Genomic DNA, 22,828 nt, shown 5'->3' on the forward strand with positions numbered 1-22,828 from the left:
GTCTGACGTTTCCGCTTCGGCTCCACCGCATCGAGGCTGGCCGCATGATCAGCGAGCATTTCGACACCCGCACACGGATCAACATGAAGCTGGCGCTGGACCGGGTCTGCCGCCATCGCCCCAGTGGCGAGGACCATGGTTTCCGAAGGTTGGTCGCCGAAAACATCATCCGCTGCGCGCTGACCGGCCGCACTGGCATCGGTCAGCTCGTCGATGCCGGCGAACGGGCAACGATCAGGACGCATGCGGCGCGGGAGCCAGTCTGATTGAGCCGGCGCAAGCTTCGGTGCGATGGTTCGACGCTCATTCCACCGGCCGATTGACTCGCCGCGCAGGCGGCCCCTAAATTGATCGGCGACGGTTCTCTTCACGGAGATCAAAAGGGAACGTTGTGCGGGATGTCCTGACGCCAGGATCTTCCTCAAGCAGCGGCTGCCCCCGCAACTGTAAGCGGCGAATCTTTCGTCATATGCCACTGGGAATCTCGGTCCCGGGAAGGCGACGGAGAGGTCACGACCCGCGAGCCAGGAGACCTGCCGTCAGCCGTGGTCACACGCGAAGATGTCGGTCGGGGAGTACAGACATTAGCTTCACCGGAGCAAGCGAGCGCTCTGCCGTGAAACCTCGTTCGCTGTGACGTGCCACTGACGTCATACCGAGGTTACAAGAGTGTCCTGTATTGTCTCTGCCGCCAGGCGCTTTGGCGCCGGCCTACTCACGTCCGTTTCCCTGTATTTGCTAGATCTTTCCGTCGCCCAGGCGCAGCAGTCCGCGTCGCCCAACTTGCTGCCACCGGTTGAGGTTGCGCCAACTGAGTCCGCGGCCAAGCCGCAGGTTCCCCGGCGTTCGACCGGCAAGCGCGAGCGCCAGCACATCGTTCGCGCGCCAAGGCCGGAGCCGCTGGCATCGCCGCCTGTGCCGGGGGTGTCCGCCGCCAATCTGTTTCCGACAGTCGTCGTCAGTCCAACAGGCGTCGTTACGCCGGCGAATCTGGTTGCGAACTCGGTGACAGTCCTGACCGCGCGCGACATGGAGCGCGATCAGCGCGGGACCGCGTCCGATGCGCTCAGCGCCGTTCCCGGGCTCAATCTGGTCCAGACCGGCGGACCGGGCGGACAGGCCTCGATCTTCATGCGTGGAACGAACTCGAACCATACCAAGGTCCTGATCGACGGCATCGACGTCAGCGATCCCAGTAGTCCGAACCGGTCGTTCGATCTCGGCAAGCTGCTCACCTCCGACCTGCAGCAGATCGAAGTGCTGCGCGGTCCGCAAAGCGGTCTCTACGGCGCAGACGCGCTTGGCGGGGTGATCTCCATGGTGACGAAGAAGGGCGATGGTCCCGCCCGGGTGACCGGGTCAATTGAAGGCGGCTCGTTCGGTACGTTCAATCAGACGACCGGGCTGAGCGGCTCGCAGGACCATTTCAACTACGCGTTCAACGTTGCGCATTTCCACGCCAACGATGTGCCGGTGACGCCGGTCGAACTGCTGCCGCCGGGTCAGAAGGCGATCGGAAACTATCACGACAACATGACCTATTCGACCAAGCTTGGCGCCGATGTCAGCGAAAACCTGGCGCTCAACGGCGTCGCACGTTACACCGACGCTACGTTGCGCTTTACCGGCGACACGTTTGATCCCGTGACCTTCGCGAGCTTCCCCGCGGCTGCGCAAAGCACGCAGACGGTGCACCAGCTCTTCACACGGGGAGAGGCCGTCTGGTCTGCGCTCGACAACCGGATGAAGAGCTATTTCGGCGTCAACCATACCAATCACTGGAATTACAACATCTCCCCCGGCGATGCGATGCCGACCATCACCACCGGCGATCGCATCAAATACGATTGGCGCACCACGACCGAGCTTGCGCGCAACAACAATTTCATCATCGGCGCGGAGCACGAGACCGAAACTCTGCAAACCGCGACGGTCTCCGCGCAGAACGTCAACAAGGCCGGATATATGGAACTGCAATCCCAGCTGCGGGACCGTGTTTTCTTCACGGCCAACGTCCGGCAGGACGACAACGAGCGGTTTGGCGGGCATCCGACCTTTCGCCTGGCCTCCGCGGTCATCGTCCCGGTCGCGGACACGAAATTCAAGGAAAGCTACGGCACGGGATTCAAGGCGCCGACCCTCAACCAGCTCTTTGTCAGCTTTCCTGCGTTCTTCTTCTTTGCCAATCCAAACCTCAAGCCGGAAGAGAGCGTTGGTTATGACGCCGGCTTCGAGCAGCCTTTGTTCAACGACCGCGTTCGCTTCGGCTCGACCTACTTCCGCAACAACATCACGGACCTGATCCAGAGCATGTCCGATGCCGTGACGTTCACCAGCACCAATGTGAATATCGGTAAGGCGATCACGGAGGGCACCGAAAGCTTTGTCGCGGCTGCGATCACCGATCGCTTGCGCGTTCGCGCCGATTACACGTTCACCCGCGCCGTCGATGCGACGGCGGGACTGGAGCTCCTGAGGCGTCCGAAAGAGAGGTGGAGCGCAAACGTCATCTGGGATCCGATTGATACACTGACGCTGTCGGCAACCGTGTTGCACGTCGGAAGCTTCGTTGACGGGAGTCGCGACTTCAGCATTCCGCGTCTGCTGGCCCCGGCTTACACGGTTGCCAACGTGGCGGCGGAATATCTGGTCACCGATCAGCTCAAGGTGTTCGGCCGGGTCGATAACCTGGCCAACGCGCATTATCAAAATCCGACAGGATTTCTGCAGCCGGGCCTGGCTGTCTACGGCGGCATCCGCCTGGCCAACCACGATGTTAGGTAGCGGGGGAGAGAAAGCCCCAGGCATGGCTGCCGAGCTCCGGCGAAACGTGTTACAAATCCTGCAAGGAAATCGCTCCATGACTGTCGCTGTCCTGCCGCGCTACGCCGACCGTTTCCGGCTTCATCCGGTCGAGCGGCGTTATGCGTCGATGTTCTGCTTTGCGCTGTTCGCCGCGACGCCCGTCTGGCTGGTCGGCCTTGTCGCCGCTTGCGAAATCGCCCGTCCGTTCGGGCGGGGACGGGCGACTGCTTGAGCAGCGAAGTCCATTGGCGGGACGACATCGCGTCGCTGGTGTTTCCCGTCGCCGGCCACGGCGCGATCTGCGCGGTGCACCGGGGCGCGTTCCGGACGCTGCTCGGCGCCGAGCCCACGCCGGAGGCCTGCCTCGGCTATTTTCGGCGGCTTGAGGCCGTCTTTCGGGCCGCCGCCGGCGCCAAGATCGCCCGCCGGGGCATTTTGCCTGGGACAAGCCTGCATCTTACCAGTCGCGACATTGCCCGGAAGCTGCTAGAAGACGGCCAAATCGCCAATGGAGAATAGAACATGAGCCAGTCCCAGCTCGCGGACGCCCAAGTCTCGGCCCAGATCTCGGCTCAGGCCACGCTTCCGGTCGCCGCCGGGCAGGTAGGACGGCTGTCGCAGGCCGTGATGGCGATGGTGCTCGGCGTGTTCGTGGTCGGCATGGTCGGCTTCTCGCATATCGACGTCGTCCACAACGCGGCCCACGACGTGCGCCACTCGAACGCGTTCCCCTGCCACTGACCGGGGTGGCATGAGCACATTCCGCTCGATCGTCTTCGCCTCGGTCATTGCCGGTTTCATCGTCGGTCTCGTCGTCACGGTCGTCCAGCAGTTCGGCACCGTTCCCCTGATCCTGAAGGCGGAAGTCTTCGAGAAGGCGGCGGAAACGCACCAACACGACGCTGCGGCAGTCCCGCAGCCGGCGGCTGCCGGTCACGACCATGCGGCTCACGATCATGGCGACCATGAGCATGGCGCCGGCGATCACGACCATGGCGCCGGGGCCTGGGAGCCGCGCGACGGGTTTGAGCGCAACGCCTATACCGCTGCCGCCAACATCCTGACCGCGATCGGCTTTGCTCTGCTGCTGGCCGGCTTCTTCGCCGTGCGTTGCGGCACGACCGGGATGAGCGTCTCCTGGCACGAAGGCCTGCTGTGGGGATTGGCGGGCTTCGCCGTCTTCACCCTGGCGCCCGGCCTCGGCCTGCCGCCGGAGCTGCCCGGCGTGCCTGCCGCGCCGCTGCTGTCGCGCCAGATCTGGTGGCTGGCCGCCGTGCTGGCGACAGCCGGAGGGCTTGCCATGATCGCCTTCCGCCGTTCGGTGCCGGCGGCGATTGCCGGCGTGATCCTGCTGACGTTGCCGCATCTGATCGGCGCGCCGGAGCTCGCCAATGTCGAGACCAACGTGCCGTCGTCGCTGACGCATCAGTTCGTCACGGCGGTGACGATGACGAGCCTGGTGTTCTGGACCTTGCTCGGCGGTTTGACGAGTGCAGTGTTCGCGCGCATCGATCGCGGCGCCAACCTGCGCGCCTAAAGCCTGCGCCATCGCCGCACCGCGACCGCCGTCCAGACCGTCTCGACAAGCCCGAACGGCCAGGCGCCCTGGAGAAAGCCGTAAGCGGCGCTGAACGCGCACGCGCCCGCGAAGGCCAGCACGTAATGCGGCCCGCGCGGCTCGAGCGCGTAAAACAGCAGCATCGCGCCGACCGAAAGCAGGCCGAAGATGGTCAGCCCGTCCATCAGCCGGCCTGCGGCTTCGGCTTCTTGGCAGCGCCGAGTGCGTGGAAAATGGCGGGCTCCATCACCGGCCACAGCGCGGCCGTCGCGGTCAGCACTGTTGCTGCGCACATCGCCACCAGCACCGATGTGCGGATTTTCAAGCCCGTCCTCCGTGACCGCCACACGATCCAGCCCCACGCGCCGAGCACGACGGCGATGGACAGCCTCGTCATCAGCCCGTGCGCATGGTCGAGCGCGGCGATCAGGCCTCCTGCGCTGGCGAGCACCACGGCGGGCAAGGTGAAGGGCAGCACACAGCACGCCGTGCAGGCTGCAGCGACAACGGCGGTTGCGACCGCCGTGCCTGCGGCTTTGCGGCCGGCGGGCTCGGCCTTCGCCGCGCAGCCGCATCCCGGCGACGTCTCGGAGGGGAGGTTGCAGGACGGTCCAATAACGCTCATGTGATTCTCCTCATGCTTGTGCGTCTCGGACCCGATCGCTACGCCCTCAAGCCACTTGAGGTTCAAGCGAAAAGTGAGCGCTTCCATGAGAATTGGCGTCCTCGCCAAAGCGGCCGGCGTCTCCGTCCCCACCATCCGCTATTACGAGAGCATCGGTCTGCTCTCGGCACCGGCCCGCCAGGGCGGCCAGCGCGTCTATGGCAGCGAATACGTCAAGGCGCTCAGCCTGATCAGGCACTGCCGCGATCTCGGCTTCTCGCTCGACGAGATCAGCGACATCCTCGCATCCGTGCAGCGGCGCTCGCCCTGCAGCGACACGAAGTCGTTTGCGGAGCAGCACCTCCGTTCGATCAGGAGGAAGATCGCCGAGTTGCGTTCGTTGGAAGCGACGGTGGCCGCTCTCGTCAGCGGCTGCGAGACGACATGCTGCGGCAGCACCGCGCCGGACTGCGTGATCCTGCAGCCCGGCCAAGCGTGTTGCCGTTGAACGCGGCCCGCTTGCTTCGCAGCAACTACGGCCTCGCACCCACCAGTCGCTCGCGCACCGTCCTTGCGATCGCCGCCGGCGCCTCGTCGGGAATCGCGAAGCACGAGCTCGCGTTGATCTCGCAGAGAACGTAGGTGTCGGCGCCATCAGCATCGCGCGGCCCATAGAGTAAGTCCGCGTCCCAGATCACCGGCAGCGACGCCTCATCGATAGCCAGCAGCTTCATCATCTGCGGCGTCCATTCGTCCTCCATCAGCCGCCGCAGCGTCTGGAATTGAGGCGCATCGGGGCCGTGCATGATCCGTGGGCCCGGTTGCGCCTCGGGCGCATCCGGCCCTTCAGGCGGCGGCGGGATCAGGGCCTTGATCAATTGATGGCCGAAGCCCGCGACTTTGGCGCCGCTCATATAGCAGCGGATCATGCCGTCGGGCAGGCGAGGTTGAAATGGCTGGTCGATGATGCAGCCGCCCCAGCCGAAATACGGTTCGCATCGCGCAATGAAGGCATCGAGCGGCATGTCTTCCGGAAGGCTGCCGCGCAGCGCATGGAGCACGCGAACCGTGGTGGGTGCGTTCGGCAGCACCTCGACCTTCCAGATGCCTTGGCCGCCATTGCCGCGATTCTGCTTGAGCACGCGCGGGCCGTCGCCCCGCAGGCGCTGCGGAAATTGCGCTGCGAAAGCGGATGCGCTGTCATAGCGATGAGTGTCGGCGCCCCAACCGAGACGGCGCGTCCGGTACAGCACCTCCTTGACGCCCATCTTCAGGATGACGTCAGGATGCGCGCTGACCCATGGGCCGCGCGCCGCGACCTCGCGCAGCAGGGCATCAAGCCCCGCGCGCGTCTTGCCCTGATGGATCGGATCGACCCAGACGAGCACGCCGTCGACCGCAAGCAATTGCTCGCGGACCGCTTCAGTGAAGCTTTCATCGTAGATCGCCGGCTGTGCGGCGATGCCGGCGGCGGCGAGGGCTTCGAAGACGCGAACGAAGCGGCTGTTTTGTGCGGTGGCGTCGCGGCGCGCGGCTGCGTCGCCCCGCGAAACAATGGTTACGGAATATCGGTGAGAGGATTGGGTGTCCATGCGCAAGCTCCACGAATTGCGTGCTGCGCAGACTTGGACCGAGGTCTCACGGGGAGTCTGCCTCGTCCCCACCCGGGCATTCTATGCGCGATCGTCCGGAAACCGCAAGACGCGACCGCTTGGCTTTCGCGGCCGGGGGCGCAATCGATTTCGTTCCATTGGACCTTCGAAATCTTTTCGCGGGCCCACTGATTGACAGCTGGGACCGCCGGGCCTCTAGTCGGGACATCGGGGATATGCGGTCTCCCCGCGAGGCGACATGCCCAAGCATCGCGTCCTGATCATCAAGGGCGCAGCATGTCCATTTCACAGACCGAGAGTTCATTCGACAGATTGGCTCATTCGTCTCGCACGGCATACGCCGGCGCGCGCGGTTCGGATGCCTGCCAGAAAAGATTCGACCTGGGGCGGGACACCAGGAGAAGGACCATGCGACTACGAACACTCTGTCACGCAGTTCTCTTGCTGGCCGCCGTCTTGGGCCCAGCCTCGCCCGCCGCGCAATTCGTCTCGCCGGCCCGGGCGGAAGATGTCAATTGGCAGGCGATCGACCAAGCGCTCGGCCGCAAGGCCGCCGTCTCGGATGATGTCCACCGCTACGGATTTCCTCGCAGCGATCTCTCCGTGACCTTGGACGGGGTCGCGATCAAGCCGGCGCTGGCCCTTGGCGGCTGGGTGGCGTTCAAGCCGGTCCATGGTGGCGCCATGGTGATGGGCGACCTTGTGCTGCTCGAGACCGAGATCAATCCCGTGATGGCGAAGATGATCGCGAGCGGCCTCGAGGTCACCGCCGTGCATAATCATCTGCTGCGTGCAAGCCCGGCGACGTTCTACATGCATGTCGCCGGACACGGCGACCCCGTCAAGCTCGCCTCTGCGATCCGCGATGCACTCGCCGAAAGCAAGACGCCGCTGACAATTGCCGCGCCCGCCAATCCGCCGCCCGCGGTCGATCTCGACACCGCCAAGCTCGAGCAGATCATCGGCGTGAAGGGACAGGCCAATGGCGGCGTCTACCAATTCAACGTCAAGCGCCGCGATCCGATCACACAGGAGGGCATGGCGCTCACGCCGGTCGGGGCGATGGGCGTTGCGATCGGCATCAACTTCCAGCCAACCGGCAACGGCAAGGCTGCCATCACCGGCGACTTCGTTCTATCGGGTGACGAGGTGAACCCGGTGATTGCGGCGCTGCTGACGAATGGCATCGAGGTGACCGCCCTGCACAGCCACATGCTGGACGAGCAGCCGCGGCTGTTCTTCATGCACTTCTGGGCCAATGATGATGCAATCAAGCTCGCCAAGGGCCTGCGGGCCGCGCTCGACAAGACCGCGAGCGCGAAAGGCTGACCGAGGAAGTAGATGTTGCCGCCCCGCAGCCTGTCACGAGATCAGCGCGTGCAGGCCGGTCCAGCCGGTGTAGAGCCCGACGAAGACGATCAAGGCCGCCGAGACGTAGGGTGCGCGGTGGGCGTAGCGGCTGAAGCCATCCCAGTGACGTTCGACCTGCTGCAGGCTGAGCGCCGCCAGAACGCCGGCCGACACCATGGTGATCGCAAGCCCGATGCCGAAGGACAGCACGAGGACAAAGCCGAGGCTGAACTGCTTCAGCTGAATGCAAAGCAGCAGCACGGTGATGGCGGCGGGGCAGGGGATCAGTCCGCCGGAAAGACCGAACAGGACGATCTGCGCGGTCGTCACGTTGCGTCCCGCAAAGCGCTTGCGGATGTCGGCGGCGTGGGCGCGGGCGTGAGCGTCGTCCTCGTCGCCGAGATCGATGTGGTCGTGATCATGCTCTTCAAAGAGAAGCTCGGTCGCGTCGCCGGCAAGAGCGACACGCGCCTTGAATGCATGCGGTTCGGGAATTTCCTCGACGCTTTCGAGATATCCATGCCGCGCGGCGAACGCGAAGGTCTGCTCCGAGCCGTCCTCGCGGATCGTGGTCACCTTGACCTCGTCGCTGGCGGGAAGCGCGCCGCTCTCGCTGCGAATGCGCCAGCGCGGGGGCACGCCGTCCTCGAACACCTCCAGCAACAGCGGCAGGCCGGCAAGCGAGATGGCTTGCGGCTCGTCGTGGTGGTGGTGCTCGTGCCCGTGGTTCTGATCCCGCCAGGTGCGCCAGACCATCCAGCCGGCGATGCCGACGATGATGATTGCGGATGCCAGTTGCAGATAGGCCTCGCTGCGTTCCCCGGACAATTCCCGGCCGAAATACAGCCCCGCGAGGGCAACCGCCCAGACGATCGCGGTATGGGAGATGGTCGCCGACAGGCCGAGCAGCACGGCCTGAAGCACCGTTCCCCTGACGGCGATGATGAACGCGGCCATCATCGTCTTGGAATGCCCGGGCTCGAGACCATGCAGCGCGCCGAGCAGGATCGCGCTGGGCACGAACAGCCATGCATGCGCGCTGCTCTGCTGGAGCAGATGAGACAGGTCGGTCATTGCGTTCACTTCAAATAGGTTCGGACGACGTCGATGAGGTCGGCGGCGCCCTTGGCTTTCTCCGGATCCTTTTCGTGCGCGGGATCCACGACGTGATGGCGGATGTGGTCCTCCAGCAACTCGGTGGTGAGACCGCTGATCGCGCCCTTCACCGACGCCACCAGCATCAGCACATCGGCGCAGCCGATCTCCGACTCCAGCGCACGCTCGACCGCCTCGAGCTGCCCCTTGATGCGACGGACCCGGCCAATGAGCTTCGACTTGTGCTTGATCGTGTGCGACATGAAAGTAAGATAGGGGGGTACCCTATATGAGTCAATGCACGCATGCTGCAACGCAATCAGCGCTGCCGGTACGGGGAGACGGGTCCTCGGTTCAACTTTGTCCGCCGCTTCGGGCTCGAGAAGGACTATTGTTGAGCCGGCCATCATCAGTGGGAGGAGCCCAATATGTTGATGCGCACACTCATTCTCGGAGTTTCCCTTCTGCTCGCGAGCGCATTGCCGGCAGATTCAAGAGCAAGCTCCCCATCCAAGGATGATCCCTGGAATCCCGAGCATATCGGCACGCTGCCTCCTGAAATCCGCCAGTACATCGCAAGCATGTGCAAGGGACCGGCCAGCGCCCAGCACGACTTCGCAACCTATTCTCCGGTCGAGAAGCGCTGGCGCATCAACATCGAATATCTGAGGTGTGAGGGGCTCACTGAGGTTCGCCGCGGACACCAATGCATTGACGTCGACTTCGTCGAGGTCGGCACGCATTTCCGTCTCGCGAGCAGGCAATATCGCGATTGCGGTTTCTAAAGATCACAATTCACTTGCTCCGTCGGACAGGTCAGCCCCCGACCTTTCCTGTGTCATCTCAGACGAGAGAGTGGAGAGATCGAGGAAAGCTCGAGCGAGTTGCGCCGCGAGGATGCGAAGGAGTGTGTATCCATACGCTCGCTGTCATCGTCCGGCTTGACCGGACGATCCAGTATTCCAGCGACGGTTGTGATTGAGCCGAGAGGCCGCGGGCGTACCGGATTCCCCGCCTTCGCGGGGAATGACAACGTCGGCTGGAGGATGAGTCCGTGCCCTCACACTCAATCATTGCCGGCGCCTTGCCCGCCGAAGCCTCAGGATGATGGAGGAGCAGTTTGATCGACTCACGCGGGTGTCTGTCCATCATCGCGCAGGAATCTGGGCGCGCGTCTGGTATGATGAAATCAGAGATTGTGCGTTGTCACATTCGCGAGGGTATTACAGTAAGCAATCCCGTGTCTTCCCGGTAACGATTGTGCTGTCTGCGCAACATTCCTGTGCGATTTAACCCTTATCGCAGCCCGTTCGCATCAACGCCGCTTTTTGGCCACACCCGAACATGAATAAAATCGCTCTAATGTTTTCAGGGGCTGGGCTGGTCCCTTGCAGGCGGCGGGAAATTCCAAGGCCGATTCAAATCTTGGGTCTGATGTTCCGGGTCTGACAAGGGTTAGCCAAGGAAACTGGTCGCGATGAACGCGAAGACCAACATCAAGCACAGGCTGCCGAGCCGTCACGTGACGGAAGGTCCTGCGCGCGCGCCCCATCGCTCCTATTTCTACGCCATGGGTCTGACCACCGAGCAGATCCACCAACCCTTCGTCGGCGTCGCCTCGTGCTGGAACGAGGCCGCGCCCTGCAACATCGCCTTGATGCGCCAGGCGCAGGCGGTGAAGAAGGGCGTCGCGTCCGCCGGCGGCACGCCGCGCGAATTCTGCACGATCACCGTCACTGACGGCATCGCCATGGGCCATGACGGCATGCGCTCCTCGCTGCCGTCGCGGGAATGCATCGCCGACTCCGTCGAGTTGACCGTGCGCGGCCACGCCTATGACGCTCTCGTCGGGCTCGCCGGTTGCGACAAGTCGCTGCCGGGGATGATGATGGCGATGATCCGCCTCAACGTGCCCTCGATCTTCATCTATGGCGGCTCGATCCTGCCCGGCAATTTCCGCGGCCAGCAGGTCACCGTGCAGGACATGTTCGAGGCGGTCGGCAAGCACTCGGTCGGCGCCATGTCGGACGAGGACCTCGACGAGATCGAGCGTGTGGCGTGCCCCTCGGCGGGCGCCTGCGGCGCGCAGTTCACGGCGAACACCATGGCGACCGTGTCGGAAGCCATCGGCCTCGCGCTGCCTTACTCGGCCGGTGCTCCGGCACCCTATGAAATCCGCGACGCCTTCTGCATGACCGCGGGCGAGAAAGTGATGGAGCTGATCGCGTCCAACATCCGCCCCCGCGACATCGTCACCCGCAAGGCGCTGGAGAACGCAGCTGCCGTCGTTGCGGCCTCGGGCGGTTCTACCAATGCTGCGCTGCACCTGCCGGCGATCGCGCACGAGGCCGGTATCAAGTTCGACCTGTTCGACGTGGCAGAAATCTTCAAAAAGACACCATATGTCGCGGATTTGAAGCCGGGCGGCCGTTATGTCGCCAAAGACATGTTTGAAGTAGGTGGCATACCGCTTCTGATGAAGACGCTGCTCGACAACGGATTTCTCCACGGTGACTGCATTACGGTCACCGGTCGAACGATCGCCGAGAACCTCAAAAGCGTGAAATGGAATCCGCACCAGGACGTGGTGCACCCGGCAGACAAGCCCATCACCGTCACGGGCGGTGTGGTTGGTTTGAAGGGCAATTTGGCGCCAGAAGGTGCGATCGTGAAAGTCGCTGGAATGTCCAACCTCAAGTTTACCGGTCCGGCCAGGTGCTTCGACCGTGAGGAGGATGCTTTCGAGGCGGTCCAGAAGCGCACCTACCGGGAAGGCGAAGTCATCGTGATCCGCTACGAGGGCCCCAAGGGCGGCCCCGGCATGCGGGAAATGCTCCAGACCACCGCAGCGCTGACCGGGCAGGGCATGGGCGGCAAGATCGCGCTCATCACCGATGGTCGCTTCTCGGGCGCCACCCGCGGCTTCTGCATCGGCCATGTCGGGCCTGAGGCGGCAGTCGGCGGCCCGATCGGGCTGCTCGAGGACGGCGACATCATCGAGATCGACGCCGACATCGGCACTCTTAACGTAAAATTGAGTGACGCTGAGCTCGCTCAGCGCAAGACCAAATGGAGCGCTCGCGCGACTAACCACACGTCGGGTGCGCTCTGGAAATATGCCCAGCAGGTTGGACCAGCGGTCGGGGGGGCAGTGACCCATCCGGGCGGCGCGCACGAGAAACAGTGCTATGCGGACATCTAGGCGTGCCATAGTTGCGTTTGTGTTGGGGGCTACCGCGCTGGCCGCGCCGGCGGTCGCCTTCGATGGCGCACCGGTCAACCAGAAGGATGCGGCCATCCCTGTCGTGACCACCTTGCCCGGGGCGGCGGGTGCGATGCGCAAATCGGTGTCGCCGGTTGCGCCCCAGGAAACCTCGCTTAGCGCCCTCCAATATGCCGCCGAGGGCGGTCACCCCATCGCGCAGTGGAAGCTCGGCCGCATGTACGCCAGTGGCGACGGCGTGGCCCAGGATGACGTGCGCGCTTTCGAATATTTTACCCGGATCGCCAATGCGCATGCCGAGGACAGTCCGTCGGCGCCGCAGGCGCAGGTCGTGGCCAACGCCTTTGTCGCGCTCGGCCGCTATTATCTCAGCGGCATCCCGAACTCGAAGATCAAGCCGGATCCGGACCGGGCGCGGGAGATGTTCTCCTATGCCGCGTCCTATTTCGGCAATGCGGATGCGCAGTATGATCTCGCCCGGCTCTATCTGAAGACGCCGGACGCTTCACGCGAGGATTTCCGCTACGGCGCGCGCTGGCTCGGCCTCGCCGCCCAGAAGGGCCAGCACGAGGCCCAGGCGCTGCTTGGGCAGATGCTGTTCAACGGCGACCGTCTGCCGCGGCAGGCCGCGCGCGGCCTGATGTGGCTGACGCTCGCGCGTGACAGCGCGGGCACGGACGAGACCTGGATCAAGGAAAACTACAACCGCGCCTTCGCCAAGGCCTCCGACGACGACCGCGCCATGTGCCTGCAAATGCTGGAACAGTGGGTGCAGGGCCGCCGCGAGTAACTCGGTCTCGTAGGGTAGGGTAGCGACTACGTTCTCGGTCATTCAAAGCGGAACGGCGCAAGCGTAACCCACCGTTCCGCGAGCGGCGTTACGCCGCCTCCAGATCCAGATCCGCCCACACCGGCACGTGGTCCGACGGCTTTTCCCAGCCCCGCACATAACTGTCGATGCCGACATTGGCGAGCTTGTCGCTGGCCTGTGGCGACAGCAGCAGATGATCGATGCGCAAGCCGTGGTTCTTCTGCCAGGCCCCGGCCTGGTAGTCCCAGAAGGTGTAGAGCCCGCCCTCGTCGGTGACGGCGCGCAAGGCATCGGTCAGGCCGAGGCCGAGCAGGGACTGGAAACTCTCGCGCGTCTCGGCCTTGAACAGGGCGTCCTCGGTCCAGGCCGCGGGGTTGTGGACGTCGCGGGCATGCGGAATGACGTTGAAGTCGCCGGCGAGGATCAGCGGCTCCTCGGTCTTAAGGCGCTCCTTCGAATACTCAAGAAGCCGCGACATCCATTTGAGCTTGTAGGGATATTTCTCGGTCCCGACCGGGTTGCCATTGGGCAGATAGAGGCATGCAATGCGCAGCACGCCGGACTTGAGCGTGACCACGCCCTCGAGGAAGCGGGCGTGGGCGTCCTCGTCGTCGCCGGCCAGCCCCGACTTGGTCTCGTCGAATTTGAGCTTGGAGAGCAGGGCGACGCCGTTGAACGTCTTCTGCCCGTGCGTCACGACGTTGTAGCCCAAAGCCTCGATCTCCAGCCGCGGGAACGCCTCGTCGACGCATTTGATCTCCTGCAGGCAGACGATGTCCGGCTGGCACTCCCTGAGCCAGGTCAGCAGCAGGTCGATCCGCTGCCGGACCGAATTCACGTTCCAGGTGGCTACTCTGATGGGCATTGGTGAGGGCTCCGGGCGGGGGCCATGGTTAGAACAAAATGCAAACGTGCCCGTCAAGGACGCCGCAAAATCTCCCACAAAATTAACCCGGCTTAAGCCGGCGGCAGGTCATTGATCGTCAAAAGGTTCTTCTGATGGGATGGCCGGACAAATCCATGATGCCAACTGAGCCGCGCGACGGTCTGATCGGCGCGTTCCTCTACTGGCTCGGTGGCTTCGAGATCGAGGACGGCCTCACCGCCGATCTCAGCGAGCGCGAGCTGCGCCGGATCCGCGCCAAGCAGATCGACGCTGTAACGAGGACGATCCCGGTGACCATGGCGGTCACCATGCTCAATGTCGGCGTCGTGCTGATCCTGTTCTGGGGCAGCGGCTGGAACGACTTCCTCGCGATCTGGGGCATGACACTTGCCGTCACCGCCTCGCTCGCCGTGCGCGCGTGGAAGCGGTCGCATCGCAATCCGCCGCAGGAGGCTCCTCCGCGCGCGGCGCGCCACATGCTGCGGCAGGCCTTCTTCCTCGCGGCGATCTGGGGCACGCTGCCGCTCGCGCTGTTCAGCCGCGTTGCGCCGACCAGTCAGCTCATCCTGGCCTGCTTGATGGTCGGCATGATGTCGGGCGGTGCCTTCACGCTATCGACGTTCCCCCGTGCCGGCCTCGTTTATCTCGCCACCATGACGGTCGCCTGCGCCGGCGCGCTGCTCTCGTGCGGCGCCGGGCCTTATCTCGTCACGGCGGTATTTCTGACGCTGTTCGCGTTCTTCATGGCGCGCAACATCGTCTCGCAAGGCAATCTGTTCCTCGGCAATCTCAAGGCCCAGCTCGAGCTCGAGCGCCAGACCGAGATCATCTCGCTGCTGCTGAAGGATTTTCAGGACAATGCCAGCGACTGGTTGTGGCAGACCGATGCCGAAGGGCATCTTACCGACGTGCCGCAACGCTTCGCCGACGTCGCGCAGCTGCCGCTTCCGCTGCTGAAGGGATCGCATTTCGCCGATGTGCTCGACATGCTCTGCCCCGAGGACAAGGCGGCCGCCTACAACGTCGTCGGCCTGATGGAGCACGCCGAGCCGCTGCACGAGATGAACCTCAAGGTCGTCGCCGGCGGCGAGGCGCGGCTGTGGTCGTTGACCGCGAAGCCGGCCTATGACCGCGACGGGCAATTTTTAGGCTATTGCGGCTTCGGCCGCGACGTCACCGAACGCTGGCGCGCGGAGAAGGCCGAGGCCGAGAGCCGCGCGAAGTCGGATTTCCTCGCCGTGATGAGCCACGAGATCCGCACCCCCATGAACGGCGTGCTCGGGCTCGCCAGCATGCTGCTCGAGACCAAGCTCGATCCGGAGCAGCGTGAGGCCGTCATCACGATCCGCGAGTCCGGTGACAACCTTCAGCGCATCCTCAACGACATCCTCGATCTCTCCAAGCTGGAGGCCGGACGCTTCCAGTTCGAGGCGATCGACTTTGCGCCGCAGTCGCTGGTCGAGACGGTTGCGACCGTGGTGCGCGCGAGCGCCAAGAGCAAAGGTCTCAGCGTCAAGGTCGAGCTCGATCCGAACCTGCCGCCGACGCTGCGCGGCGACGTCGCGCGCATCCGTCAGGTGTTGCTCAATCTCGCCTCCAACGCGGTGAAGTTCACCGATCAGGGCGAGGTGACGATCAAGGCCATCTGCCAGGCGCGCCGCGATCTGCTCGCGACCGTCGAATGGACGGTGACCGACAGCGGCATCGGCATCGCGCCCGAGAAGCTCGGGCAGTTGTTCTCCGACTTCGCCCAGGCCGATGCCTCGATCAGCCGCCGCTTCGGCGGCACCGGGCTCGGCCTTGCGATCTCCCGGCGCATCATCGAGCAAATGGGCGGCACCATCGCTGTCACCTCGACGCCGGGTGAGGGCTCGACCTTCCGCTTCACGCTGGTGCTGCCGTGGAGCCAGGTGCAGATGTCCGACCAGGACGCCGGCCGGGACGAAGCCGACGATCTCAAGGCGCGTATCGCCGAACTTGATCGGCCGCTGAAGGTGCTCGTCGCGGAGGACGATGCCGTCAACCGCATGGTCGTGAGCAAGATGCTTGGTGCCTTCGACGTCGAGCTCAAGGTCGTCACCGACGGTGTCGAAGCCGTCGCGGCCGTGTCCGAAGGCGATTACGACATCGTGCTGATGGACGTGCGCATGCCTGAGATGGACGGCCTTGCCGCAACCCGGGCGATCCGCGCGGAACGAGGGCGCTTCGACGCCCTGCCGATCGTCGCACTGACCGCCAACGCCTTCCCCGAAGACGTCAAGATCTGCCGCGAGGCCGGCATGTCGGACTTTTTGGCGAAGCCCCTACGGAAGCCCGCGCTGGCCGCGGCCCTGCTGCGTGCGCTGGATGGACACGTAATGACCGAGAATGCGCCGCTACAGCCGGGGCTGATGCCTGATGAGGTGGAGTGGACGGAGGAGGAACGGCAGATCACCGGCGCTTGAAGCTTTTCCATGAAATGTCGGAGGGAGACATTGAGTAAGGAGTTTCAGTTCAGGGCCCCAACGCTTTTCGACGCATCGGCGAAGGTTACTGAAAAAGAGGTGCTGCACGATGCGCCCGCCGCGGCTGAAGCTGGTGCAAGGACCAAAAGCCTTCATGGCGTTCAATAACCTTTCGCTTCTTCGGGCCGAATTTGACCGCACGACGCGCAAGCACAGCCGAACCCATGCGTTGCGCCGCCTGGCGTTGCACTATTGCGCGCAAAGCGCACATTTCCTCGGTCCGCGTCATACCCCGTGGGAGGGCGCGGACGCGCGGCGCGATGCCGAACATCGCCTGCGCCGGCCGATGTCGGAGCCGAACGTCGCCATTGCCCGCGGCGTTGTCTGGGCGTTGTCGCGCATTGACGACGCACGCGTGCCTGATCTGCTCGAGGCCGCAGGCCGTGAATTCTACTTCAAGAGGTCCGGTGACTTCCGCTCCCAGGCGGCGGGCAATGCCGTGCTGTGGTCGCTCGGACAAATCGGAACCCTCGAGGCGGCCTATGCGCTGGCGCGGCTGCGACGCGCCATCCGCGACAAGTCGGTCGCCAAGCTGGTTGACACGGCGCTTGCAGCCGCGGGCGCCAAGGTGGGGCTCGGCCTCGACGACATGCACGATCTGGCGACGCCCGATTACGGCATCGGGCCGGACGGCACGCGCACCGAAATGTTGGGGACGCACGCGGTGATGGAACGATTTTGCAGATGGATGGCGCGGTGCTCCCGCTTCCCGGGCCGGAAGCCAGCGTGCGCATGTGGCATCCGCTGACCGAGCGCATGGGCGCCGTTGCAGCCTGGCGCGAACGGCTGAAAGCCAGCGGAATACGCCAGCCCTTCGCGCAGGCATGGCGTGCGAGCTACGTCGTGACGGATGCCGAGCGCGCGACGCGAACCTATTCCAATCGCTTCGCTGGCCATATCCTGCATCAGCCGGTGCTGATCGCGATCCTTCGCAAGCGCGGCTGGATCGCGGCGAGCCGCGTCGCCGACGACGAAAGGTCGGACGCTAAGCCGAACCGGCTGCTGCTGCCGGCCTTCGGGGTAGCGGCCGAGTTCTGGTTCTCCGGCGTCGGCGCGCCCAGCGTACCGGAGGAATACGGCGCGCCGAATTACGAATATGTGACAACGGACCGGCTCGCCTTCCACGCCCTCGATGCGAAAGGCACCGTCGCGGACGCGCCGCTGCCGCTCGACGAGGTTCCTACCGTGGCGTTCAGCGAGACATTGTGCGATCTGGAGACCGCCATCGACGCGACCTCCATTGCTGCGGACCGTTTCTGGACTGACCGCGGCGCCGGGGCCTCGATGCCGGTTTCCGAACTGCCCAACGCCGGACGCTACCGCGACGACTTCGCGAGCGCTGATCGTGGCGAGGCTCAGGCGCTGCGAAAGGCGTTCCTGGAGACGCTGCTGCCCTCGCTCGCCATTGCCGCGAGTTGCCACATCGCCGGCGACTGGTTGATCGTCGACGGGAAGCGGACGACGTATCGCATTCACCTGGGATCGGGAGCGAGCCTGCTTGCGGACAGCGGCCGCCACCTTTGCATTGTGCCCAAAGGCGGTGAGGACGATTTGGATTTTCTGCCTTCGGAAGGCAACCCGACGCTGTCGCTGATCCTCTCCAAAGCGATGCTGCTCGCTCAGGACGATCGGATCGAAGATCCCACTATTCTCTCCCAACTCGTTGGGTGAGCGTCGGGCGCCGACAAGGCGCCCGAAGGCGTTAACCCATGCGCGAATAGAATATGCGTGTCCGCACCGGTTGGCCGGACGCTGGCAATTCGGATGCACCGTGTTACGTTGCGGCGCCATGCGCTTCCTTGCCCTGCTTCTCATCTTGTTCACGGCCTCCGCCCGCGCCGGCGACGGGGCGCTGATGAGCGCGCACATGATGTTGCCTGTCGTGATCTCCGGCAACAAGGTGTCGCTGGAAAGCTTCGTGGTTCGTCCTGATCGTCCCGGCAAATTTCCTCTGGTCGTGATCACTCACGGCATGCCTAGCGGCTTCGGCGAGGAATTCTTCACTGAACTCCTCAACCGCTCTCCGGTCGGCTATAGCAAGGCCGCCGTCGCCTTCGCGCAGCGAGGATATGCAGTGGTCTCGATCATGCGTCGTGGCTATGGCCGATCCGGGGGAGGGTTCTCCGAGTCTGCGCGGCAGACCTGCGACTATCTTCCGGCCGTGCACGCTGCCAGCGACGATATCATTGCGGCGGTCGCTTCACTGCGTAATGAGCCCTGGGTCGACGCTGAGCATGTCGTTTTGCTCGGTCATTCCGTTGGGGGGCTCACGGTTATGGCCGTCGCCGCAGAGAACATACCGGGGGTCGTTGGCGCCGTGAATTTCGATGGCGGTCGGCACAGCTTCTCCGCACCCAACCAACCCTGCTCACCTGATAATCTGGTCGATACAGTCGCCGCATTGGGGCGCACGGCCCGTGTCCCGGTGCTTTGGCTCTATGCCGAGAACGATCAATTCTACGGTCCCGATTTGGCACGGCGCATGTTCGCGGCCTACAGCGCTGGCGGTGCGCCTGCGCAGTTGCGTCTGCTGCCTCCGTTCGAACCGAACGGCCACAATACCGTCGTGCTCGCGCCGGCAGACACCTGGTTTCCGTCCGTCGATCCCTTTCTTGAAAAATTGGGTCTCCCAACCAAGACTGTCATAGGGGCGCCGTTGTTCGCTGAGCTGCCGATCCCGCCGGGGGCTGTCGCCGCTTGTCAGGACGCGTTCGCGGACTACCTCGCCAATCCCGATGATGCCAAGGCCTTCGCGGTGAGCACGCACGGCCACTGCGGGACTGGATTTGGCCGCACGGCTATCGAGGCGCGCGAGCCTGCTGTGATGAAATGCAAGATCAATTCGCGCGGCGAAGATTGCAGGCTTTACGCGGTCGGACAGAAGCTTGCGGGGGATTGAACCACGGTCCACGCGATCCTTTTGTCTGTGCAAACCCGGGTCGCCAGCTTCTGTTACTGTCGCCTCACGAGCGGATCGAAATCTACAGGGGTGTCGGCTGGCGTTTGCTTGCCGGGAAGATAATCGCGCTTGGATACTGGCACCGCTGAGGGTTTATACGGCAATATTTCGGGCCTCGAAGACGTTCGAGTCATCCGGCCTGCGCTGCTAACCACTCGCTGCGCCTTGCTGTCGATATCACTGGAGCCTGGCTTGCTTTGGCGTAATGCTTTCTTGACGGCGCTTGTTGCGCTCATCGCGTTGAGCTTTTTGCCATCGCTTCGGAGATCGCGGCGTCGCGCAGTTCGGTTCGATCCCGATCGGCCCTATCAGGTCTATACGCGAGATTTTGACGTGGAGATCAAGGCCGACGATTTGGACGCGTTCGTGGCGGGGCTCTCCGATCCTGACCGGCGCTGGGCCGAGCAATTTCCCGAGGTCGATCCTGGACAGCTGTACGACCTCGAAAAGCAACTTGCTACACGGCGTGCGGGCGTGAAGACTGCCCAGGCCCAAGACAACTCCGCTCTTGGTGCCGCTGATACGATCGTGTCACTGCTCATCGATCATTCCGGATCAATGCGCGGGCAACGTATGCTGTTCGCGGCCAGGGCCGCGCTGGTTGCCTCCGACCTGCTCGACGGCCTCGGAGCAAAGCAGGAAGTGCTCGGCTTCACGACCGCGCGCTGGAAGGGCGGTCGGAGCCGGGAGAAATGGCTGAGCGATCGCCAGCCCTCCTATCCCGGGCGACTGAACGACCTGTTGCACATCATCTACTGCAGCGCCGGCGAGAAGCTGAGCGCGCGACACTGTGCCACCATGCTGAGGCGAGACCTCGTCAAGGAGAACATTGATGGCGAAGCCGTCGAATGGGCTGCGTCGCGTTTGCGCCGACGCGAAGAAAGGCAGAAATATTTGATCGTGCTGTCCGACGGTGCGCCAGTCGATGATTCCACATTGCACGCGAATGGTGATGGGTATCTGAGCTACCATTTAAGCCGTGTCATCAGCGAGATAGAGCAAGCCGGCGACATCAGACTTGCGGCGATAGGCATCGGCCACCCGGTCGAGCAATATTACAAGCAAGGCATCACCGTCAGCGCTCCGGAAGAATTGGAGGACACCCTGGTTCAGCTCATCAATCGACTGTTACACCCGTCGCCTTGATGCGTCTGTTCGTGCGGAAGCGGCAATCGAAGTGATGCCGCAGTCTGGCATGCTCTCCAGGCGCCAAGGCTGTGATGGGCATCTCGATCTTGTCGCTGTCGAAGATGCCTCGTGATATTGTACGTTTTACAAGCGTTTCGCGAATTGGCGCGATCAATGGGAGGCTGTCAGTGGAGAACGCGGGGATCTCAGCGGAAGCTATTGATCGAAAGCTCAGGTCAGAAAAGGTCCTTCGAGCCGAGGGCGTACCTGTCCTCGCCACATTGCCCGTTATTGAGACCACGGCTGAGGCGCTGAAACGGTCGAAAGAAGAAGTCGCGCTGCGCACTCTTTGTGTCCTTTTCGTTGCTGCAAAGGGCGAAGGACTTGGGGAAGAACTAGTTGAACGACTTCTGGAATCATACGAGCTCCGGGCACATCTGACTCCCGAGGAGCTCGCCTTCGTGCTCGACAAGTCCCCCTCGCAGCACGACCGGATTCAATTCACGTGGAGGCACGAAGCCGCTTGGACTCTGCTTTGGGCATTGGGCTTCGTGGCCCAACTAGGCAAGCCAGCGCAGATTTGTGATGTGGGTTTCGCTGCAAGCACAATGGCCGAAAGGACAACCTCTGAGTTTATCGAAGACTCCGAACTTCGTCCGATTTCCGAAATCCTTGATCAAGCCGATCTGATCTACAGGTACCACTGGGCTGTTAGAAACGCTCGCATTAAAGGACAGCAGGTACCGGCTGCTCTAGAGCCTGGCGTGACGAAAGAACGACACCACGCTTTGAACTGGCTCATCGGATACGATGACGAAGCGTGGGATGATGTCACGACTCACACCTGACTGCGGCCGGGGTCGCTTCGGTGCGAGGTGGTATCGAACCACGCAGACGTGTCCCGTCGAGCTAACGCTCTTGGGGACCTCACGATGATTACATCCTACCCCTGTTTTGCCCGACGAGGCTGGGCAAGAACGTTGTTTTCTGGGAGTTGATGTAGGATTCGTCTTATGGCGAATCGCACATTCAAGACCGGCGAGAGCCGGGAGCAACCCAGTCTTCTTCCTGCGCGGATTGAGGACTATGTCGGGCCGGACAATCCGGTCCGGGCGATCGAGAGCTTCGTTTGCGCGCTCGACCAGATCGCAAGGCTGGACCAGGAGATCGAGGCTTACCGCAAGTCTCTCGAAGACAATGATGCAGCAGAAGCCAGGAAGCCTGGGAAGGATCGCGCGGGCGGGGATGGCCGAGGAGATGGCGGCGATATCGGCGCGAAGGTTGCGGCGCTGATGGCGAAGCGTTCGCGTGCCGAGGCCGATCTCGCTCGGCTGGAAGAGAATGGCGAGACACAAATGTCGCTGACAGATCCGGACGCCCGGCTTCTGGTCAAGAACGGTCAGGGCATTGCAGGCTACAATGTGCAGGCCGCGGTTGACGACAAGCACAAGCTCATTGTCGCGAGTGAGGTAGTCAACGACAGCAGTGATGTTCGACAGCTCTCTGCGATGGCCAAGGCGGCCAAAGAGGCTCTTGGAGCCGAGACGCTGCAGGCGCTGGCCGATGAGGGCTATTACAGCAGTGTCGAACTGAAGGCCTGCGAGGACGAGGGTATCATTGCCTATGTGCCGCTGCCCGAAGGTAACGCGCGGCTCGAGAAGCAAGGCCGCTTTGCGCTCAAGGAGTTCAATTATGACGGCGTAACCGACACCTATCGTTGTCCCGCGGGCCAATCGCTGCATCCGTTCAAGAGCAGGCAAAAGAACACCAGCGGCCGCATCGAGATCCGCTACGCAGCCCGTGCAGCAATCTGCAGGAGCTGCCCGCTCAAGGTCCGCTGTCTCTCACCGACCACCGCCTGTCGGACCATTGGTCGCTGGGAGCATGAAGATGTTCTCGAACGTCACCGCGCACGGATGCAGGGCGCGGGCGAGCTGATGCGCCGTCGTTCGGGGATTGTCGAGCATCCGTTTGGCACGCTCAAATGCCGTGCCGGCTATCGTCATTTCCTGGTCCGCGGCTTCGACAAGGTCCGCGGCGAATGGGGCCTGATGGCCCTCTGCTACAACTTCACTCGTGCGCTCAACATCCTTGGATTTGACGGATTTCTGGCTGCGCTCGCAAAGACGCTTGCCGCTTGCCGATGTATCCTCGCAGCCCTCCTGCAGCCCATCCAGCTTGCTCCAGAGATATTTTGGACAAATATCCCGCCGCGGCTCGCAATCGGCCGGTCCGTTCCGACCTGAGGCCGCCAATAACCAATTCTTGCCCAGCCTCGACGCGTCAACGAAA

Annotated in this window: 24 protein-coding genes and 1 riboswitch; of the genes, 18 read left to right on the forward strand and 6 right to left on the reverse strand. The window is 63.4% G+C overall.

The genetic code is table 11. From position 1 onward, the window contains the following. Positions 1 to 44: 44 nt before the first annotated feature. The 6 genes from ACWAT4_RS19340 (at position 45) to ACWAT4_RS19365 (ending at position 4,342) form a co-directional block, all read left to right on the forward strand. Positions 45 to 266 carry a hypothetical protein gene (locus tag ACWAT4_RS19340; protein WP_212300805.1) on the forward strand — a complete coding sequence of 74 codons (222 nt, stop codon included), beginning with the start codon at positions 45 to 47 and terminating at the stop codon, positions 264 to 266. 75 nt (positions 267 to 341) lie between these two features. Next, positions 342 to 555, forward strand: a riboswitch (cobalamin riboswitch). Positions 556 to 783: 228 nt separating this feature from the next. Next, complete coding sequence (locus ACWAT4_RS19345) at positions 784 to 2,784, forward strand: TonB-dependent receptor plug domain-containing protein (protein WP_449731131.1); 2,001 nt, start codon at positions 784 to 786, stop codon at positions 2,782 to 2,784. Between the two features lie 76 nt (positions 2,785 to 2,860). Next, entirely contained in the window at positions 2,861 to 3,037 is a 177-nt protein-coding gene (locus ACWAT4_RS19350; protein ID WP_449731132.1) for a hypothetical protein, read from the forward strand. Then, the gene (locus ACWAT4_RS19355) at positions 3,034 to 3,324 is read left to right on the forward strand and encodes a hypothetical protein (RefSeq protein ID WP_212424611.1); all 291 of its coding nucleotides are present in this window, start codon (positions 3,034 to 3,036) and stop codon (positions 3,322 to 3,324) included. The genes ACWAT4_RS19350 and ACWAT4_RS19355 overlap by 4 nt, the downstream gene beginning before the upstream one ends. 3 nt (positions 3,325 to 3,327) lie before the next feature. Beyond that, positions 3,328 to 3,546, forward strand: a complete 219-nt coding sequence (locus ACWAT4_RS19360; RefSeq protein ID WP_212300801.1) for a CbtB domain-containing protein — start codon at positions 3,328 to 3,330, stop codon at positions 3,544 to 3,546. A 10-nt stretch (positions 3,547 to 3,556) separates the two neighbouring features. Then, on the forward strand, positions 3,557 to 4,342 hold the full coding sequence (locus ACWAT4_RS19365; protein ID WP_212300800.1) for a CbtA family protein: 786 nt from the start codon (positions 3,557 to 3,559) through the stop codon (positions 4,340 to 4,342). On the opposite strand, the gene ACWAT4_RS19370 is transcribed toward ACWAT4_RS19365, so the two are convergent. Then, a complete protein-coding gene (locus tag ACWAT4_RS19370; protein WP_212300799.1) occupies positions 4,339 to 4,548 on the reverse strand; it encodes a hypothetical protein in 210 nt (69 codons plus the stop codon). The two genes, ACWAT4_RS19365 and ACWAT4_RS19370, sit on opposite strands and share 4 nt — an antisense overlap. Then, on the reverse strand, positions 4,548 to 4,988 hold the full coding sequence (locus ACWAT4_RS19375; RefSeq protein WP_212300798.1) for a hypothetical protein: 441 nt from the start codon (positions 4,986 to 4,988) through the stop codon (positions 4,548 to 4,550). Before ACWAT4_RS19375 ends, ACWAT4_RS19370 begins: the two co-directional genes overlap by 1 nt. 85 nt (positions 4,989 to 5,073) lie before the next feature. On the opposite strand from ACWAT4_RS19375, the gene ACWAT4_RS19380 reads away from it, so the two are divergent. Beyond that, positions 5,074 to 5,475 (forward strand): MerR family transcriptional regulator, encoded by a 402-nt coding sequence (locus ACWAT4_RS19380; RefSeq protein ID WP_449731133.1) that lies wholly within the window; start codon positions 5,074 to 5,076, stop codon positions 5,473 to 5,475. A gap of 25 nt (positions 5,476 to 5,500) precedes the next feature. Here the strand turns inward: ACWAT4_RS19380 and ACWAT4_RS19385 are convergent, their stop codons facing one another. Further along, positions 5,501 to 6,559, reverse strand: coding sequence for a Cj0069 family protein (locus tag ACWAT4_RS19385; protein WP_449731134.1), 1,059 nt, complete (start codon positions 6,557 to 6,559; stop codon positions 5,501 to 5,503). Positions 6,560 to 6,988: 429 nt separating this feature from the next. Between ACWAT4_RS19385 and ACWAT4_RS19390 the strand changes: the two genes are divergently transcribed. Beyond that, positions 6,989 to 7,909, forward strand: coding sequence for a DUF1259 domain-containing protein (locus tag ACWAT4_RS19390; RefSeq protein ID WP_449731135.1), 921 nt, complete (start codon positions 6,989 to 6,991; stop codon positions 7,907 to 7,909). Between the two features lie 33 nt (positions 7,910 to 7,942). Here ACWAT4_RS19390 and ACWAT4_RS19395 read toward each other — a convergent pair whose 3' ends face one another. Then, positions 7,943 to 9,004: a nickel/cobalt efflux transporter gene (locus ACWAT4_RS19395; RefSeq protein ID WP_449731136.1), complete on the reverse strand. Its 1,062-nt coding sequence runs from the start codon at positions 9,002 to 9,004 to the stop codon at positions 7,943 to 7,945. 5 nt (positions 9,005 to 9,009) lie between these two features. Further along, a complete protein-coding gene (locus ACWAT4_RS19400; RefSeq protein ID WP_063706516.1) occupies positions 9,010 to 9,288 on the reverse strand; it encodes a metal/formaldehyde-sensitive transcriptional repressor in 279 nt (92 codons plus the stop codon). A 165-nt stretch (positions 9,289 to 9,453) separates the two neighbouring features. Here ACWAT4_RS19400 and ACWAT4_RS19405 point away from each other — a divergent pair, with 165 nt between their 5' ends. The 3 genes from ACWAT4_RS19405 (at position 9,454) to ACWAT4_RS19415 (ending at position 13,038) form a co-directional block, all read left to right on the forward strand. Continuing rightward, positions 9,454 to 9,810 carry a hypothetical protein gene (locus ACWAT4_RS19405; RefSeq protein ID WP_212300793.1) on the forward strand — a complete coding sequence of 119 codons (357 nt, stop codon included), beginning with the start codon at positions 9,454 to 9,456 and terminating at the stop codon, positions 9,808 to 9,810. Positions 9,811 to 10,502: 692 nt separating this feature from the next. Then, positions 10,503 to 12,227 carry a dihydroxy-acid dehydratase gene (ilvD, locus tag ACWAT4_RS19410; RefSeq protein ID WP_212300792.1) on the forward strand — a complete coding sequence of 575 codons (1,725 nt, stop codon included), beginning with the start codon at positions 10,503 to 10,505 and terminating at the stop codon, positions 12,225 to 12,227. After that, positions 12,214 to 13,038 (forward strand): tetratricopeptide repeat protein, encoded by an 825-nt coding sequence (locus ACWAT4_RS19415; RefSeq protein ID WP_212300791.1) that lies wholly within the window; start codon positions 12,214 to 12,216, stop codon positions 13,036 to 13,038. The genes ilvD and ACWAT4_RS19415 overlap by 14 nt, the downstream gene beginning before the upstream one ends. 88 nt (positions 13,039 to 13,126) lie before the next feature. Here ACWAT4_RS19415 and xth read toward each other — a convergent pair whose 3' ends face one another. Beyond that, positions 13,127 to 13,924: an exodeoxyribonuclease III gene (gene xth / locus ACWAT4_RS19420; RefSeq protein ID WP_212300790.1), complete on the reverse strand. Its 798-nt coding sequence runs from the start codon at positions 13,922 to 13,924 to the stop codon at positions 13,127 to 13,129. Between the two features lie 134 nt (positions 13,925 to 14,058). On the opposite strand from xth, the gene ACWAT4_RS19425 reads away from it, so the two are divergent. The 7 genes from ACWAT4_RS19425 to ACWAT4_RS19455 all read left to right on the forward strand — a co-directional run bounded on the left by ACWAT4_RS19425 (position 14,059) and on the right by ACWAT4_RS19455 (position 22,782). Then, on the forward strand, positions 14,059 to 16,389 hold the full coding sequence (locus tag ACWAT4_RS19425; protein ID WP_449731137.1) for an ATP-binding protein: 2,331 nt from the start codon (positions 14,059 to 14,061) through the stop codon (positions 16,387 to 16,389). Between the two features lie 109 nt (positions 16,390 to 16,498). Then, positions 16,499 to 17,197 carry a hypothetical protein gene (locus ACWAT4_RS19430; RefSeq protein ID WP_449731138.1) on the forward strand — a complete coding sequence of 233 codons (699 nt, stop codon included), beginning with the start codon at positions 16,499 to 16,501 and terminating at the stop codon, positions 17,195 to 17,197. Beyond that, positions 17,146 to 18,120, forward strand: a complete 975-nt coding sequence (locus ACWAT4_RS19435; RefSeq protein WP_449731139.1) for a DUF4132 domain-containing protein — start codon at positions 17,146 to 17,148, stop codon at positions 18,118 to 18,120. Before ACWAT4_RS19430 ends, ACWAT4_RS19435 begins: the two co-directional genes overlap by 52 nt. Before the next feature lie 118 nt (positions 18,121 to 18,238). Then, positions 18,239 to 19,348 carry a dienelactone hydrolase family protein gene (locus tag ACWAT4_RS19440; protein ID WP_449731140.1) on the forward strand — a complete coding sequence of 370 codons (1,110 nt, stop codon included), beginning with the start codon at positions 18,239 to 18,241 and terminating at the stop codon, positions 19,346 to 19,348. A gap of 129 nt (positions 19,349 to 19,477) precedes the next feature. After that, positions 19,478 to 20,554: a cobaltochelatase CobT-related protein gene (locus tag ACWAT4_RS19445; protein ID WP_449731141.1), complete on the forward strand. Its 1,077-nt coding sequence runs from the start codon at positions 19,478 to 19,480 to the stop codon at positions 20,552 to 20,554. Positions 20,555 to 20,628: 74 nt separating this feature from the next. Then, positions 20,629 to 21,384: a DUF4272 domain-containing protein gene (locus tag ACWAT4_RS19450; protein WP_449731142.1), complete on the forward strand. Its 756-nt coding sequence runs from the start codon at positions 20,629 to 20,631 to the stop codon at positions 21,382 to 21,384. A 165-nt stretch (positions 21,385 to 21,549) separates the two neighbouring features. Next, positions 21,550 to 22,782, forward strand: coding sequence for a transposase (locus ACWAT4_RS19455; protein WP_449731143.1), 1,233 nt, complete (start codon positions 21,550 to 21,552; stop codon positions 22,780 to 22,782). Positions 22,783 to 22,828: the final 46 nt, after the last annotated feature.

The sequence above is a fragment of the Bradyrhizobium sp. T-1 genome, assembly GCF_053592855.1.